The organism is Blautia sp. MSJ-19 (assembly GCF_018918125.1).
In the GTDB taxonomy this organism is placed as follows: Bacteria; Bacillota; Clostridia; order Lachnospirales; family Lachnospiraceae; genus Blautia_A.
On the sequence record NZ_JAHLQA010000021.1, the window covers coordinates 24,614 to 40,133 of the forward strand.

Below are 15,520 nucleotides of genomic sequence, written 5' to 3' on the forward strand. Positions count from 1 at the left end.
AAAGCAATAAACTATATTAATATGTACCTGTCCACCAACAACGGACAAGAAGGAGGAATCATGCAGATCTGCAAAGTAAAAAATTATCAGGAACTCAGCCGGAAGGCAGCCAATCTGATTGCCGCGCAGGTGATCTTAAAACCAGACAGTGTTCTGGGCCTTGCCACAGGCTCATCTCCTGTGGGAACTTATGAGCATCTGGTAGCCATGTATGAAAATGGTGACCTGGATTTTTCTCAGGTGACAACCGTTAATCTGGATGAATACAAAGGACTGGCAGGTTCTGATGAACAGAGTTACCGCTATTTCATGAATACGCATCTGTTCCACAAAGTAAATATCGACCATGCACACACATATGTCCCTGACGGTACCGAACCAGATGCAGAAAAAGCCTGCCAGGCTTATAACGAACTGTTGCACAAAGTTGGTCCGGCAGACATTCAGCTTCTTGGCCTTGGTCATGACGGACATATCGGTTTCAATGAACCATCCGATCATTTCGAAGATGAAACACACTGTATTGACCTGACCGAAACTACTATCCAGGCAAATAAACGCTTCTTTGAAAGCGAGGAAGATGTTCCGAAACAGGCCTATACCATGGGAATCGGTACGATCATGCGCTGCAAAAAACTGCTTGTGATCGTCAGTGGCAAAGACAAAGCTCAGATTCTGAAACAGGTCGTACAGGGTCCGGTTACCCCAGAAGTTCCTGGCTCCATTCTTCAGTTCCATCCAAACTGCACAATTATTGCTGATGAGGATGCACTGTCTGAAATGACCATCTGAATGACTGTACATAAAAACTGTTCAGACATACTTTTGTATTCCAAATGGAGCTGATGTTCTTCAGAACACCAGCTCCATTTTTGTACCTTTTCCCGGTGTACTGTCCAGCCGTATCTCTGCCTTGTGCAGAATTGCACCATGCTTGACGATCGACAGACCGAGCCCGGTCCCTCCGGTCGCACGCGAATGACTCTTATCCACCCGGTAAAAGCGTTCAAATATTCTTTTCTGTTCGTTTTCCGGAATCCCGATACCGTTATCCTCCACCCGGTAAAACGGATGCGTCCCTATAGTTCCTGTAAAAATCTTTACTGTACCATCTTGTTCTGTATAGCGAATCGCATTATCCGCAATGTTATACAGCATCTCATAGATCACATGACGGACTCCCTCTACTATTACAGACTCTCCCTCAAGAGACACCGTAATATTTTTCTTTGAAGCCGCACTGTCCAGATGCAGCACGATATCTTCGGCAATCTCATACAGATCAACCGGTTCAAACGGAAGATCACTGCTCTTCTCATCCAGTCTGGAAAGCTGAATGATATCTGCCACCAGATTACTTAACCGACTTGCCTCATGATAGATCCTGCCTGAAAACTCCGGTACCTTCTCATCCGGAACCATACCATTCATCATAAGCTCCGCATACCCGGATATGGACATCAGCGGTGTTTTCAGTTCATGAGATACATTTGCTGAAAATTCTCTTCGTACCGCCTCTGCTTCTTTGAGTTCCTCCAACTGTCTTGCAATCTGCTTATTCTGCTGGTCTACTCTGCCAAGAAGAGGTCGCAGTTCTTCATATTTCACATCTTCAAGAGGCTTTTCCAGATTCAATGTATTGATTGGCTCGATCAGATCTTTTGTCTGCTTCTGTACCAGAACAAATGCCATGGCAAGTATCAGAAGCAACAAGCCGCCAAGCAGTGCCGAACTGGATAACATTGTTGAAAACACGCTGTCCGTTGTTCTTCCCACACGAAGGATATCTCCGTCTGCCAGTTTCACCGCACAGTAAAAATTCTGTTTGGAAAGGGTCTCTGAATAACGAAGACTTTCTGCATACCCATTCTTCTCAGCCTGAATGAATTCCGGACGGTTACTGTGATTTGCAAGTTCTGCTGAATCTTCCAGCGAATCAAACAGAACATTTCCCTCCGGATCAAGCAATGTAATTCTTGCGGAAGTTGCCTTTCCAAGTGCTTCATCCAGATAGGAATTTCCCATCTTTTCGACACCATCCTGAATATATTTCGTGCTGTCGCGGACGCTCTCCTTCAGATCCTCATTATATTTGCTGTACATGACCAGACCTGCTGCAAGGAATGTCAGAAGCACCGATACAACCACCAGTACACACGTATGATTCAGTATTTTTTTCCTCATATCATACTCCGATCCGATAACCGACTCCACGTACTGTTTCTATCAGATTGCCGGCATCTCCGAGTTTCTGACGCAAAGTACGCACATGAACATCTACGGTCCTTGTCTCTCCGTCAAAATCATATCCCCATACATGACAGAGAATCTGATTTCTGGTCATGACCAGTCCCTTGTTTTCCATCAGGTACTGAAGCAATTCAAATTCTTTACGGGTCAGTTCCACTTTTTCATCTTTCCAGTAAACTTTGTGTTTTCCTATAGAGAGCCTCAGCTCCTCACATTTCAGTTCTTTGTCTTCTTCCTGTCTGGAACAGCGGCGCAGGACTGCCTTCACCCTGGCAACAAACTCCATCATTCCAAACGGTTTGGTGATATAGTCATCCGCTCCTGCTTCCAGACCTCTGACCTTGTCATACTCGGCTTCTTTTGCCGTGACCATGATCACCGGTATATTTCTGGTATCCTGTGAGGATTTCAGACGTTCCAGAATACTGTATCCGTCCTCTCCCGGAAGCATGATATCCAGAAGGATCAGATCCGGGAGCTCTTCCTTCAGTGCTGTCCGAAGTTCCCTGCTGTCTGCCATTCCTTTTGCGGAAAAACCAGTTGTTTCCAATGTATAGATCAGAAGCTCTCTGATATTTTTTTCATCTTCTACACAATAGATCATTCAGCATTGTTCCTTTCTGTCCGAAAAATCCTGCAGAATCTTCTCAAAAATAAATACTCTTTATGGAAGCACATATTCTTTCTGCAGTTCTTCCAGACGTGTAAAATAGGAATCATCCGGTTCGTTTTTGATGCTTTCCAGATGACTGTGTGTATCATAAAGATTCTCTCTTACCTGCGTGATACAGACACTGATGTTGGAACAGTGATCTGCAATCCTCTCCAGACTGGTAATAAGATCTGTCAGAATAAATCCCATTTCAATGGTACATTCTCCGGAACGCAGTCGGTTGATATGACGTCGTTTCAATTCTTTGCTCAGTTCATCCACGACTTCTTCCAAAGGTTCTACATCTTCTGTCAGATTTAAATCCTGCTTGTCAAAAATCTGATATGCCGTATCTACAATCCTGCTTGTAGCTGCGATCAGAACCTGCAATTCATTTCGCGCCTGTGACGAAAAACTGAGATTCTTTTCATGAAGTTCCTGTGCAGATTCCATGATATTTACTGCATGGTCTGAGATACGTTCAAAATCCCCAATACAGTGAAGCATCGTGGATACACTGTGACTGTCTTTTTCAGACAGATCTTTATTGTTCAGCTTTACAAGGTAAGTTCCGAGTTCATCCTCGTAACGATCCACCTTAGATTCAATCTCCTGTACACGCGCTGCCTGTTCTTCACTATAATCATAGATCAGATCCAGTGCAATATTAAGTGCTTTTCTTGAATCTTTCTCCATATGTCTTGCCGCATTTCTTCCCTGTTCTACCGCAAAAGCAGGTTTTTCCAGGAAACGGGATTCCAGAATCATAAATTCCTGATCCTCCCTGCTGACTTCATCTGCCTTGTCATCACGGATCGTAAGACAGGCAAGTTTCACAAGCAGGTTAGAAAATGGCAGCCATACAAGCGTTGCAGTGATATTAAATACGCTGTGTGTGATCGCGATCGTTGCCGGTGTTGCCATCTGAGTCATAAATGGAAAATGTACTGCAGCATTGATGAGATAGAACAGGATCATAAAGACTACTGTTCCGATCAGGTTAAAATACAGATGGATCATCGCTGCACGTTTTGCATTCTTATTTGCTCCGACAGCAGAAAGAAGTGCGGTCACACAGGTACCGATGTTCTGTCCCATGATGATTGGAAATGCAGAGCTGAACGGTACTGCACCAGTCATACAGAGTGCCTGCAGGATACCTACAGATGCAGAGGATGACTGAATGATCGCTGTCAGGATCGTACCTGCCAGGATTCCGGCAACCGGATTCGAAAACTTCAGAAGAAGTCCGGTAAATTCCGGTACATCTGCAAGCGGTTTTACCGCCCCACTCATGGTTTCCATACCAAACATCAGAACTGAAAATCCAAGAAGAATCGTTCCGATATCTTTTTTGCGGGAACTTTTGGTAAATGTCAGTAAAATAATTCCGACAAATGCAAGAATCGGTGAAAAGGAACTTGGTTTCAGCAGACTGATAAAAAAGTTACTGCTCTCAATTCCTGCAAGGCTTAAGATCCAGGATGTGATCGTGGTTCCGATATTCGCGCCCATGATGATACCGACTACCTGGTTCAGTTTCATAATTCCTGAGTTTACAAAACCGACAACCATAACGGTCGTTGCCGAGGACGACTGAATAACAGCGGTCACACACATACCCAGAATGACTGCTTTCCATTTGCTGGAAGTCAGATTCTCAAGAATCTGTTCCAGTTTGCCTCCTGAAACCTTCGCCAGTCCATCACCCATGACCTGCATTCCGTACAGGAACATGGCAAGACCTCCTAATAATGTCAATATACTGAAAAAATTCATATTATTCTCCTTTACCTGAACTTAATATGTTTTCATCATATTGACACCGTGTAAAGTTCTCACCAGCATTCTGTTAAATCTTTGTAAAATCGACTTTTATCGAAAAAGTTCTTTTCATGTATCTTTTTAGAAACTGCGGATATTTTCATCCTCATCTCCGGTCTTATCAATGGACTTGATGATCAGATAATAGCTGACATTTTCGTTAACATTAACCAGTACACGATCACCGACCCTGTGTCCTCTGAGGGCTTTCCCGATCGGAGATTCGATGCTGACACGGTTTTCCATGGAATTTCCACGAATAGAGGTAACGAGTTTGTATTTTTCCACTTCTCCGTCTTCCTCGAATTCTACTTCTACAATATCATCCATTCCGACTTCATCCGATTTGGATGAATCATCTACGACAGTCGCCGTCTTAAGCATTCTCTCCAGATAGCGGATACGGCTCTCATTCTGATTCTTGTGCTTCTTAGCTGCATAATATTCGAAGTTCTCGCTTAAGTCACCCTGTGCACGGGCCTCTTTGACTGCCTCGATTGCTTCTTTACGGATAACGAGCTTACGATGTTCGATCTCTTCCTCAATTTTTTCTATATCTCTTTTTGTGAGTCTTTCTCCCATTTTTTATCACTCCTGTTACTGTTTTTTATGTAGAGTATAACAGTCATGCATGATCTCTACTGTAACTTTGCCTATCAGTATACACGAATTTCTCCGGAATGTACACCCGTACCGAAAATCCCTGATTGACAAAATCGCCAATTCATTATAGTCTTGTTTTATAGTTATTTATAGAAATTTTTTATAAATTGAGGTTAAAGTTATGGCAACGATATATCTGGATCAGGCAAGCACTTCTTATCCCAAAGCTCCGTCTGTAGCACAGGCTGTTTACGACTATCTGAATGGTTCTGCCGTCAATGTAAACCGTGGCGGCTATCAGGCCGCCTACTCCGTAGAAGGACAGATCTTTGAGACAAGAGAACAGCTTCTCCGGCTGTTTCACTTCACTTCCGGTAAAGGAAAAAATGTAATCTTCACCCCGAATATCACGACCAGTCTGAATATTCTGCTAAAAGGGCTGCTGAGATCCGGTGACCATGTACTCGTCTCCTCCATGGAGCACAATGCAGTCATGCGTCCTCTCGTACAACTTGAAGCAGACGGCGTAACTTTTGACCGTATCCCATGCTCTGACGACGGCTCTCTTCTTATAGAAAAGGCAGAAAAACTTCTCCGTCCGAATACCAGACTTCTCGTCTGCCTTCATGCCTCTAATGTCTGTGGAACGATGATGCCCGTGCAGAAGCTTGGTGAGTTCTGCCAGAAGCATCATCTTCTTTTCATTCTTGACACGGCACAGACAGCCGGAAGTGTTCCGATTGATATGGAAGAGCTTCACCTGGATGCGCTTGCCTTCACCGGACATAAGGGGCTTCGCGGTCCTCAGGGAACCGGAGGCTTCCTGATCCGCAACGAACTGGCATCTCAAATCGAGCCTTTATTGAGTGGTGGCACCGGAAGTATTTCCCACACCGAAGAAGTCCCGGCCTTTCTTCCGGATCGTTTCGAACCTGGAACTCCAAACGTTCCCGGCATTCTCGGACTGCATGCAGCACTCTGCGATCTGGAGAAAACAGACATGAATGCGATCCGACAGCATGAACTGGAACTGACACAATATTTTATCAACGGGATCCTGCAGATGGATCCGACAGAATCCGTTCTTCGTATAATCGGAAAGCGCGATATCAAGGACCGCACCTCTGTTGTCTCTGTCCAGACTTTACAGATGGATATGGCACGTGCTTCCTATGAACTGGATGTCACTTATGGAATCATGACACGCGTTGGACTTCACTGTGCCCCAAGCGCTCACAAGTCACTGGGCACTTATCCGGAGGGAACCATTCGTTTTTCTTTTGGACCGGAAAATACGCACCACGAAGTAGATTTTGCATTGCATGCCCTTGCCGAGGTGGCGGAGATTCCGCAGCACCTGTAAGAGCATTTACCCATACAGCACCAAGGAGAATCACATCATGGAATTTAAACAATTAGAAGCTTTTGTTGCCGTTGTAGACTACGGAAGCTTTTCCGAAGCAGCCAGAAAGCTTTATCTTACACAGCCTACGATCAGTGCACATGTCCGTTCTCTTGAGGAAGAACTGCATACCAAACTGATCATCCGTACCACCAAGAAAACAACCATCACCACAAAAGGATATCAGCTCTATGACAGTGCCGCCCGCATGCTGGAGATCCGTAACCATCTCCTGGAAAATTTCACCGGTGTGCAGAAGCATATGATCGACCTTGCAGCATCCACAATCCCGTCTTCCTATCTGCTTCCGGAGATTCTGGCTTCTTACGGCAAATCCCATCCGGACACCTATTTTCACTCTCTTCAGGCAGACAGTGCCGAATCCATCAACCGTGTACTGGACGGAACGGTTGATCTGGCTCTGGTCGGACAGAACACCCGCGACGAAAGCTGTGTCTTTCTCCCATTCTGTCAGGATGAAATGGTAATCGCCACTCCGGTCACACGCCATTATCTGGAACTGCAGCAGAGAGAATCTGTTACATTTGAAGATTTCATCAAAGACCCGATCATTATCCGCGAAAAAGGGTCCGGAACCAAAAAAGAAATGGATATCTTTCTGGAAAAGATCGGCATTACTTCCAGCGATCTGAATGTCATTGCACGTATGAATGATCTGGAAAGCATCAAAAAATCCATTGTCAACGGACTCGGAATCTCAATCCTGTCTGCCCGTTCTGCGATCGATCTGCAAAAAACAAAGCAGATTCTTCTTTTTCCACTTGAAGAATCTGCTCATAAAAGAACTTTTTATATTGTTTACAGTAAAAACCGCATCCTGAAACCACATGTGCGGCAGTTTATTCATTTTGTACGCGATTTCTATATTATATAATTCAGAATCACTTCACAGTTCCCTTTGTCTTTACCAGCACTTTTTGCAGGCTTCATAGCCCTGCGAAAGTGCCTGTGCTTCTGTTTCCTGTGTTGCTTTATTCGGATTCATGTTTCCGCAGTCCGGTCTGCTGTGATATTTACTTCCGGTCGCAGAAATCCATACTGTGCGTCCCTGTGTATCAGTAGCAGTATCTGCTTCCACTGCTGCCGATGCAGAATCTGAAAAGCTGCCGGAATACTGACCATTCTGAGACGAACTGCTGTCCGTACTCTGCTGTTTTGCATCTCCCGCCGTGTAATCATTACATGGTTCCTGATTCCAGCTTATCGTATCTCCATCTGACAGAGCAATGATCGTTCCCTGTTCATCCGTGCGGTAGACCGGGATATCCATATCGCTCAGTTTTTCCATTGTAGAAGCCGCCGGATGTCCATAAGAATTATTCTGTCCGCAGCTGATCACTGCCCAGGACGGAGTGGATGCTTCCAGAAGATCCCAGGAAGTGGAAGATGCAGAGCCATGATGTCCAAGACTTAATACATCACAGTCCAGATTCATTCCGGTACTGATCATATCCTGTTCGCTGGTCTCTTCTGCATCCCCCATAAACATAAAACTGTTGTTTCCATTCTCCAGACGGATGACTACAGAGTTATCATTGCTGTTCTGCGAGATTCCATCCGGTGCCATAACAGTAAAACTTCCGGTTCCGAATTCATAGGTATCGCCAACTGACGGATATTCTACGATGATTGCATGAGCCGTTGCGGTATTCATAAATGTATTGAACAGATCAGAAGTATGTACATAATCGGAACCTAAAACATGTTCTACTTCAAAATTATCCAGGCATTTCACCAGTCCACCCAGATGGTCTTCATCATAATGAGAAGAGATCATATAATCAATGGTCTCTACCTGCTGATTTTTCAGATACTGTACCACTTCGTCCGCATGAGATCGGTTCCCCCCGTCATAAAGAAGGTTTTCTCCACCGGACTGAACGAGGATTGCCAGTCCCTGCCCCACATCAATAAAGTGCACTGCCATATCGCCCTGACCAGATGCCTGTGCAGAAACAACACTTCCCGGTAATATCAGCATAAATGCCAGCAGTAACGACATCACATGCCGCATAAGTCTGTTTTGTTTTTTCATAATGTTCTCCTTCCTGAAACTATTCCAGGTTTCTCCATATGTCTTTGCTAGTAGCTGTTCTCCAACTTTACAGTTCTTCTATTCTTCTTCGTATTTCCTGACTTGCATCTTCAAACAGCAGCTCACGGTTATAACGAACATAACGTTCACACTCATAAGTTTCAAGGAAACGTACACACGAATAATCCGTGTTGATACCAGATACAAAGATTACCATTTCCTGGCTGTTATAGAATGCTGCTTCCATGAAATCAAAAGCATATTCCAGAGTCGAACCGGATGCATCCCAGGCATCTTCCCAGGACGCACGATATTCTCCAAATGCATTCTTTAAGAGATTGAATGCCTCTTCCCAGTTCTCTGTCTGTTCTTTTTTAAGAAGTGTCTCATATCCTTCCAGTACTTCGAGAGCCTTTCGAATCGTACGGTCCTCTCTTCGCTCCAGAAGACCCTCTGTCTGTTTACGTTCTCTTTCTGCCCGCAGATTATCCACAAAATCGCCGAGACGCTGTGCGAGATTTCCACCTTCCTGTGGCTCTTTTAACGCTTTCAGCACCTCGAATACCTTTTCCAGTACTTCTTCCTGAAGAACGACCTGGCGGATTGCCTGCCGAACACCGGAAAATAACAGATTAACTACACTGACTCTTTCATCAAACGGTGCATGGGAAACTTTTTTGACCATCGCTTCTGACGGCTGTCCTTTCAGAATCTCTGCAATCTGGTAATCCTGCTGATATTTCTGATACAGTTCATAATACTCTGCAAATTCCTTTGCAATCCGTTCATGCTGGATATACTGCTCCACTACCCCGGAAGTGATATCCTTGCCAAGCTGTTCATAAACTTCCATGATCCGTGACAGATCTTCCCAGCCACGCGGAGTCGCAAACTGTTTGCCGTCAATCGTCGTCTCCATCTGATAGAAACAGTTATTTCGAAGTTCCAGGTAGGAAAGAATTGCCGGATGGATGTTTTCTTTGAATGCATATTCTTTCCAGACGCGATAATCCGGCTCCACCATGATCTTCTTTACACGGTCCAGCGTAACCACATCAAAATCACGAACAGATTTATTGTATTCCGGTGGATTTCCCGCCGCCACAATTACCCAGCCTTCGGGAATTTCATGATTTCCAAATGTCTTGCACTGGAGAAACTGCAGCATTGCCGGGGCCAGTGTCTCAGAAACACAGTTGATCTCGTCAATAAAAAGAATGCCCTCTGTAAGTCCCGTCTCCCGCATGCGGTCATAAATACTTGCTACGATCTCACTCATCGTATATTCTGTCGCCGAATATTCTCTGCCGCCGTACTCTTTCTTTGAAATAAACGGAAGCCCGATCGCACTCTGACGCGTGTGATGTGTGATCGTATATGCGACCAGTGCCACCCCGCACTCCCTGGCAGCCTGCTCCATGATCTGTGTCTTACCGATCCCCGGTGCTCCCAGAAGAAGGACCGGTCTCTGATGTACGCGCGGTATCACGTACTCCTCATACTCGTTTTTCAGAAGATACGCCTGTACGGTATCTATGATTTCCTGTTTTGCCTGCTTAATATTCATAATGCTCTTCTTTCCTCTCTAGTGCCCGTGTATCCAAAATCAGCTTGATTGCCCATGGCGGCACATCCACATCCCGGTAATCATCTTTCATAAAAATAAATGCGGTATCATACGGCGGCATCTTTGCCGGAAAGGTTCCGTATCCGTCCGTAAAATACAGAAGCCCGCGTAGCCGCTGGAATGTCCCCATTCTTAACAGCTGGTCTACATAAGCGAATGCCGGGCGGAAATCCGTTCCGCCAAATCCCCGGATCGTAAAATCCTGAAGATACGCTTCCATCTCCCGCTGGTTATGTATCACCTGGTCATCCTGTATCTTCTCATCACACTGAATGATGTGTACCTGAATCTTTCGGAAAAAGCTCTCTGACTCAGCCAGCACGCTGTAAGTTTCCTCCAGAAAACGCCGGTTCAGGCTGCCGTTGCAGGACATGGATGTATCCAGCACGATCACAAAATCCTCGATTTTTTTCATCTCTTTTGTTTCAAGCGGTTCGATCAGTGGCATATTGCCGTATAATTCCAGTCCCATATGATAATAGATCGGATCAAACGAATCCATATCAACCTGCATTTCTTCTTTCAGAACAGAAAATTTCCGTAAAAACTCCCGATAATCATAACGTTTACGGTTCTCTGCCTGCAGATGCTCTATCAGTCCCGGAGACTCTCCCGCCACCTCTTTTGAAAAAAGTTCAATCTCCGTCTGCATCTTGCGACGCATCTCTTCCCATTCTTTCTGACGGCTTGCCATCCCGCTCCTGTTCTGTGGAGTATACCAGAAATGATGATCGTCCTGCCTGAATTCCTGTTCCAGTCTGATAATCTCGTTTTCTTCGCATTCCATCAACAGATAAAACAGAGCCTCTGCAGTGAGAACGCTCTTCTTTTCTTTCCACTGGCGGTATTTTTCTCTTCGAAAACTGTTCGGACGGATATAGACAGCCTTTTCATAAAGATCGTCCATGATATTCTCTACTGCAATATCCGCCGCCAGATTCCAGAGCCTCTGGTCACTTTCCTCTTTTACTTTCCTGCTCCACAGATGGCAGAACAGGCAGTGCAGCAGTTCATGCAGATACATGCGGTTGATCCACACTTTATTCTTCATAAAGGTATCCAGAAGCCATATCGGAGACGCATAGAGAAATTTCCCATCTGTCCCCATAACTTCTGTCTCCCCTGAAACAGCTGGCCGCAGTGCGCCAAATGCACTCTGCAAAAAACGCATCGCAACTGCCATCTCATTTCTGGAATTTTTGAGGATATCCTCGCAGATTTCTAAAGTTTCCTCTTCTTTTTTTCTCTCTTCGTGAACAAAATTTCCAAATTTGTCCCTGTCCTCTTTTTTCACAGTTCAAATGCCTTTCTCTGTTTCCTTCCATACTTCTGCAGCTCATTCATCAGAATGCTGACCCATCTGGAATCCTCTGACTGCTGTGCCGTTTCAAGCATTTTTTCTGTTGCTGCCCGGTCCGGTGCAAGTTCTTTCAGAATGTGCTGCATGGAATCATATGCCTTCTGTTCTCCCAGAAGCTTTACTGCCTGTAACCCGTGTTCCTTTATATAAGAAAGATATTTTTCTTTTGCCTCGTCCGTCATGCTCACCGGATAGATAATCCGGTCAAGTGCCAGATTCAGCACAATCCGTTCCTGTTCCCAGGCAACCGCGTATGGAAACAATCTGTCATACTCCAGCGTATTAAGTTTTTTGTGCACAAAGCTGTTTCTGTAACGGATGCCGCTCCCATGTACATGATTTTCCAGAATTCTGGCAGGCGTATTTTCCACACCTTCCTCAAAGAATTCCGGGAACCAGAAGCGTCCATGTTCCCCTGCTATTGTCATATCGACACACAATGTTTCCGGAAGTTCTGTCAGGAAATCCCTCAAACCGGATTCGCCTTTTGCGTCAGTCTCCATCGTGATCTGCTCCATCCTGTGACAGCCTGTCAGTGCCCCTGCCCCCAGATCCTGCATCTCACCATAAAAAGTAAGCTTCTTAAGGTGGAAACAGTTATAAAACGCATATCTGCCAATTTTTCTTAAATTTCGTGGAAGTCGAATTTCCTCTACCCGATTCCCCGCTGCCTGTGGCATATCTTCGTCAGGCTTTTCTTCCGTTCCATCTTCTGTAGAGAATTTTCCCTTTTCCTGCATGGTTTTTAATTCAGCCTGATCAATATGGTCTGAAAAAATATAGGCTCCAAGTTCTGTGACCGGCATTCCCTCCAACGTATCTGGAAGTTCTACGATCACATCGTATCCGTATACGCGATCAATGCAGATGCCGGTTTTATTTCTTCTATATAAATATATCATTTGTTTTCTCCCAGACGGATTTTTTCCATCTGCTCCTGCATTTCCTCTGACATATGGTCAAAAAGGTACGTTTTACTGCTCTGGCGGCGCTGATGCCACTCTGCTCTGGCGGCATTTTCGGTATCCTCGATTTCTTTTTTCAGTCCCTGCGCGGAAATCCGGTGTGCCCCCTGTCCCATAATAATAACCTGTTCCAGACCATCCGATGTGGCAACCGTTACCTGATACTGTCTGCCAATTTTGTGGACCGTCTTTTCAATATACTGATCTGCAGTCTCAGCTTCTTTTGTATAAACCACATAAATATTATGGTACGGAATAATTTCCTCTGCATGCCCTTCTACCTTATAGGCATCAAAGACAAGAATCAGCGTACATTTCCTATAGCCCTGGTAATTGCTCAGGATATCCATCAGTTTGTCGCATGCCGCATGAATGTTATCTTTTGCCAGTTCATTCAGTTCTTCCCAGGAAAAAATAATGTTGTATCCATCCACCAGAAGGTATTCTTCCTGTCGCGGCTTACCGGCTCTGTAGCGGGTAGTCGGTGCCGAACTATGGACAGTCTTCTTCTGGAAAGCACCACGGTCACGTTTTACCGGTCCAAAGGTCCGCTCAAAGATTGCCTGTAGCTCTTCTTCCTCTTCATAGCTTCCACTGTAAGAAAACTTTCCGTTTTTTCCACCGGTATTTCCGGAAACAGCTCTATTATCCACCGCTGTACCCGGATTTTCCGCACTTTCCACATCTTCATACCAGCTTTCACTGTCCAGTTCGTCCATATCCACACCACTGTGCAGATGCATATAATCTTCGACCTGATCCCACGGTACGACAAACCCGGCTCCATGTGCACAGAATACAGAACCTGTCGGATTTTCCAGATCAGCTTCCGGATCATATCCAATATTCTGTACGATCTCATCCTGATCTTTGCACGGTGCATATCCTTTGAGACTGCAGAAAAGTTTTCCTGTTCCATGTGTATAGGAAACAACCTCTTTCTGATAATCACGCATCTGAGAGACCGCCGCTGTTCCTTTAAGAACCGCAGTTTCTCCTTCTACTTCCGGTGCCTCAAAAGTTCCCTGCATTTTCTGGATATCTGCCATTGCACGCCCGATCATCTCTGCCGGAACTTCCAGTCGGAATTCATAATATGGTTCCAGAAGAATATTTCGTGCTTTGCGGAGTCCCTGACGGACAGCACGATACGTCGCCTGTCGGAAATCGCCTCCTTCAGTATGTTTCGCATGCGCTCGCCCGGTAAGAACCGTAATCTGCACATCCGTAAGCGGCGATCCAGTCAGCACACCAATATGCTCTTTTTCTTCGAGATGTGTCAGGATCAGTCTCTGCCAGTTCCTTGCAAGTACATCTTCACTGCACGCGGTAAAAAACTGACATCCGCTGCCCGGTTCACCCGGTTCGATCAGAAGATGAACTTCTGCATAATGCCGGAGCGGTTCAAAATGTCCCACACCTTCTACCGGCTCTGCAACAGTTTCTTTATATACAATACTTCCGGCGCCAAATTCCACTGCTACGTGAAAACGATCCCCGATCATTTTTTTCAGAATCTCAATCTGCACTTCTCCCATCAGCTGTGCATGTATCTCTGCAAGCTGGCTGTCCCACAGGATATGAAGCTGTGGTTCTTCCTCCTCAAGCTGACGCAGCTTCTGGAGCATCTGGTGCGGATCACAGTCGTCCGGAAGAATGATCTGATAGTTGAGGACAGGCTCCAGAACCGGAAGTTCTGATTCCTGTTCGATTCCAAGACCTTCTCCCGGATACGTTCTCGTAAGTCCTGTCACCGCACAGACAACTCCGGCCTCTGCTTCCGGTGTCAGTTCATATTTTGCTCCGGAATACAGCCGGATCTGATCCGCCTTTTCTTCCCAGGCTGCATCCTCTGCTTTACGGCCCGGCAGGCTCTGTCCCCCTGCTTTCGAGGAAAGCAGTGTTTTTACCTTAAGGCTTCCTCCTGTGATTTTCATATAAGTAAGGCGGTTTCCCTGCTCATCTCTGGCAATCTTAAAGACTTTTGCCCCAAACTCTGCCGGTCGCTCTGGTTCGGCAGTATATTTCTGCATGCCATTCCAGAAATCTTTTACCCCTTTTTCTTTGAGTGCAGAACCAAAATAGCATGGAAAGATTTTTCTCTCTACAATCAGTCTGGCAATCTCACGGTCTTCGATAATTCCTGTCTCCAGATATGTTTCCAGAAGGTCATCTTCACAGACCGCAATATTTTCCATCTGTTCCGGAGTGAGCTCGTACACACCAGAATCTGTATCCTCAGAATCTGTTTTTTCATAATCTTCCTGTGTTCTTCCAAAATCCACACAGTTCTCATGAAGATGATGTTTCAGATCGTTCAGCAACGCATCATGATCGGTCCCCTGCTGATCCATCTTATTGACAAATAAAAAAGTGGGAATCCGATATCTCTCCAGAAGTCTCCACAAAGTCATCGTATGGCTCTGCACACCATCCATTCCATTGATCACAAGGATTGCATAATCCAGGACCTGCAGCGTACGTTCCATCTCCGCTGAAAAATCGACATGTCCCGGTGTATCCAGAAGTGTTACCTCCATATTCTCTGTTTTCAACAGTGCCTGTTTGGAAAAAATCGTAATGCCTCGTTCTTTTTCCAGTTCATATGTGTCAAGAAATGCATCTCCATGATCCACACGGCCAATCTTTCTGATCTCACCGCACAGATACAGCAGCTCTTCTGACAAAGTTGTCTTTCCGGCATCAACATGTGCCAGAATTCCAATAACCAGTTTCTTCATTTATGTTCTCTTCTTTCAATTTGTCTTTTTTCAACTAAGA

12 protein-coding genes are annotated in these 15,520 nt (G+C 45.3%); 3 read left to right on the top strand and 9 right to left on the bottom strand.

Features of this window, described 5'->3' with window-relative positions; genetic code table 11:
- Nucleotides 1-60 precede the first annotated feature (60 nt).
- Complete coding sequence (nagB, locus tag KQI91_RS08670; RefSeq protein ID WP_216392430.1) at nucleotides 61-792, top strand: glucosamine-6-phosphate deaminase; 732 nt, start codon at nucleotides 61-63, stop codon at nucleotides 790-792.
- Nucleotides 793-852: 60 nt separating this feature from the next.
- Here the strand turns inward: nagB and KQI91_RS08675 are convergent, their stop codons facing one another.
- From KQI91_RS08675 to KQI91_RS08690, 4 genes are all read right to left on the bottom strand, one after another.
- Complete coding sequence (locus tag KQI91_RS08675; protein ID WP_216392431.1) at nucleotides 853-2,184, bottom strand: sensor histidine kinase; 1,332 nt, start codon at nucleotides 2,182-2,184, stop codon at nucleotides 853-855.
- Nucleotide 2,185: 1 nt separating this feature from the next.
- Nucleotides 2,186-2,854 (bottom strand): winged helix-turn-helix domain-containing protein, encoded by a 669-nt coding sequence (locus KQI91_RS08680; RefSeq protein ID WP_216392432.1) that lies wholly within the window; start codon nucleotides 2,852-2,854, stop codon nucleotides 2,186-2,188.
- Between the two features lie 60 nt (nucleotides 2,855-2,914).
- Nucleotides 2,915-4,681, bottom strand: coding sequence for a Na/Pi cotransporter family protein (locus KQI91_RS08685; protein ID WP_216392433.1), 1,767 nt, complete (start codon nucleotides 4,679-4,681; stop codon nucleotides 2,915-2,917).
- Nucleotides 4,682-4,807: 126 nt separating this feature from the next.
- Nucleotides 4,808-5,308, bottom strand: coding sequence for a GreA/GreB family elongation factor (locus KQI91_RS08690; protein ID WP_216392434.1), 501 nt, complete (start codon nucleotides 5,306-5,308; stop codon nucleotides 4,808-4,810).
- A 202-nt stretch (nucleotides 5,309-5,510) separates the two neighbouring features.
- Here KQI91_RS08690 and KQI91_RS08695 point away from each other — a divergent pair, with 202 nt between their 5' ends.
- Both KQI91_RS08695 and KQI91_RS08700 read left to right on the top strand, forming a co-directional pair.
- A complete protein-coding gene (locus KQI91_RS08695; protein ID WP_216392435.1) occupies nucleotides 5,511-6,692 on the top strand; it encodes an aminotransferase class V-fold PLP-dependent enzyme in 1,182 nt (393 codons plus the stop codon).
- A 37-nt stretch (nucleotides 6,693-6,729) separates the two neighbouring features.
- The gene (locus tag KQI91_RS08700; RefSeq protein WP_216392436.1) at nucleotides 6,730-7,626 is read left to right on the top strand and encodes a selenium metabolism-associated LysR family transcriptional regulator; all 897 of its coding nucleotides are present in this window, start codon (nucleotides 6,730-6,732) and stop codon (nucleotides 7,624-7,626) included.
- Between the two features lie 30 nt (nucleotides 7,627-7,656).
- On the opposite strand, the gene KQI91_RS08705 is transcribed toward KQI91_RS08700, so the two are convergent.
- The 5 genes from KQI91_RS08705 to KQI91_RS08725 all read right to left on the bottom strand — a co-directional run bounded on the left by KQI91_RS08705 (nucleotide 7,657) and on the right by KQI91_RS08725 (nucleotide 15,480).
- The gene (locus tag KQI91_RS08705; protein WP_216392437.1) at nucleotides 7,657-8,787 is read right to left on the bottom strand and encodes a ComEC/Rec2 family competence protein; all 1,131 of its coding nucleotides are present in this window, start codon (nucleotides 8,785-8,787) and stop codon (nucleotides 7,657-7,659) included.
- A gap of 67 nt (nucleotides 8,788-8,854) precedes the next feature.
- The gene (locus KQI91_RS08710; protein ID WP_216392438.1) at nucleotides 8,855-10,354 is read right to left on the bottom strand and encodes an AAA family ATPase; all 1,500 of its coding nucleotides are present in this window, start codon (nucleotides 10,352-10,354) and stop codon (nucleotides 8,855-8,857) included.
- A complete protein-coding gene (locus KQI91_RS08715; protein WP_253288470.1) occupies nucleotides 10,344-11,597 on the bottom strand; it encodes a vWA domain-containing protein in 1,254 nt (417 codons plus the stop codon). The genes KQI91_RS08710 and KQI91_RS08715 overlap by 11 nt, the downstream gene beginning before the upstream one ends.
- Before the next feature lie 107 nt (nucleotides 11,598-11,704).
- Complete coding sequence (locus KQI91_RS08720) at nucleotides 11,705-12,676, bottom strand: leucine-rich repeat protein (protein WP_216392440.1); 972 nt, start codon at nucleotides 12,674-12,676, stop codon at nucleotides 11,705-11,707.
- Nucleotides 12,673-15,480 carry a translation factor GTPase family protein gene (locus KQI91_RS08725; protein ID WP_216392441.1) on the bottom strand — a complete coding sequence of 936 codons (2,808 nt, stop codon included), beginning with the start codon at nucleotides 15,478-15,480 and terminating at the stop codon, nucleotides 12,673-12,675. Before KQI91_RS08725 ends, KQI91_RS08720 begins: the two co-directional genes overlap by 4 nt.
- Nucleotides 15,481-15,520: the final 40 nt, after the last annotated feature.

Coding starts and splice junctions, on each gene's coding strand:
- nagB (WP_216392430.1), top strand. CDS start 61: ATGCAGATCTGCAAAGTAAAAAATTATCAGGAACTCAGCCGGAAGGCA.
- KQI91_RS08675 (WP_216392431.1), bottom strand. CDS start 2,184: ATGAGGAAAAAAATACTGAATCATACGTGTGTACTGGTGGTTGTATCG.
- KQI91_RS08680 (WP_216392432.1), bottom strand. CDS start 2,854: ATGATCTATTGTGTAGAAGATGAAAAAAATATCAGAGAGCTTCTGATC.
- KQI91_RS08685 (WP_216392433.1), bottom strand. CDS start 4,681: ATGAATTTTTTCAGTATATTGACATTATTAGGAGGTCTTGCCATGTTC.
- KQI91_RS08690 (WP_216392434.1), bottom strand. CDS start 5,308: ATGGGAGAAAGACTCACAAAAAGAGATATAGAAAAAATTGAGGAAGAG.
- KQI91_RS08695 (WP_216392435.1), top strand. CDS start 5,511: ATGGCAACGATATATCTGGATCAGGCAAGCACTTCTTATCCCAAAGCT.
- KQI91_RS08700 (WP_216392436.1), top strand. CDS start 6,730: ATGGAATTTAAACAATTAGAAGCTTTTGTTGCCGTTGTAGACTACGGA.
- KQI91_RS08705 (WP_216392437.1), bottom strand. CDS start 8,787: ATGAAAAAACAAAACAGACTTATGCGGCATGTGATGTCGTTACTGCTG.
- KQI91_RS08710 (WP_216392438.1), bottom strand. CDS start 10,354: ATGAATATTAAGCAGGCAAAACAGGAAATCATAGATACCGTACAGGCG.
- KQI91_RS08715 (WP_253288470.1), bottom strand. CDS start 11,597: ATGGCAGTTGCGATGCGTTTTTTGCAGAGTGCATTTGGCGCACTGCGG.
- KQI91_RS08720 (WP_216392440.1), bottom strand. CDS start 12,676: ATGATATATTTATATAGAAGAAATAAAACCGGCATCTGCATTGATCGC.
- KQI91_RS08725 (WP_216392441.1), bottom strand. CDS start 15,480: ATGAAGAAACTGGTTATTGGAATTCTGGCACATGTTGATGCCGGAAAG.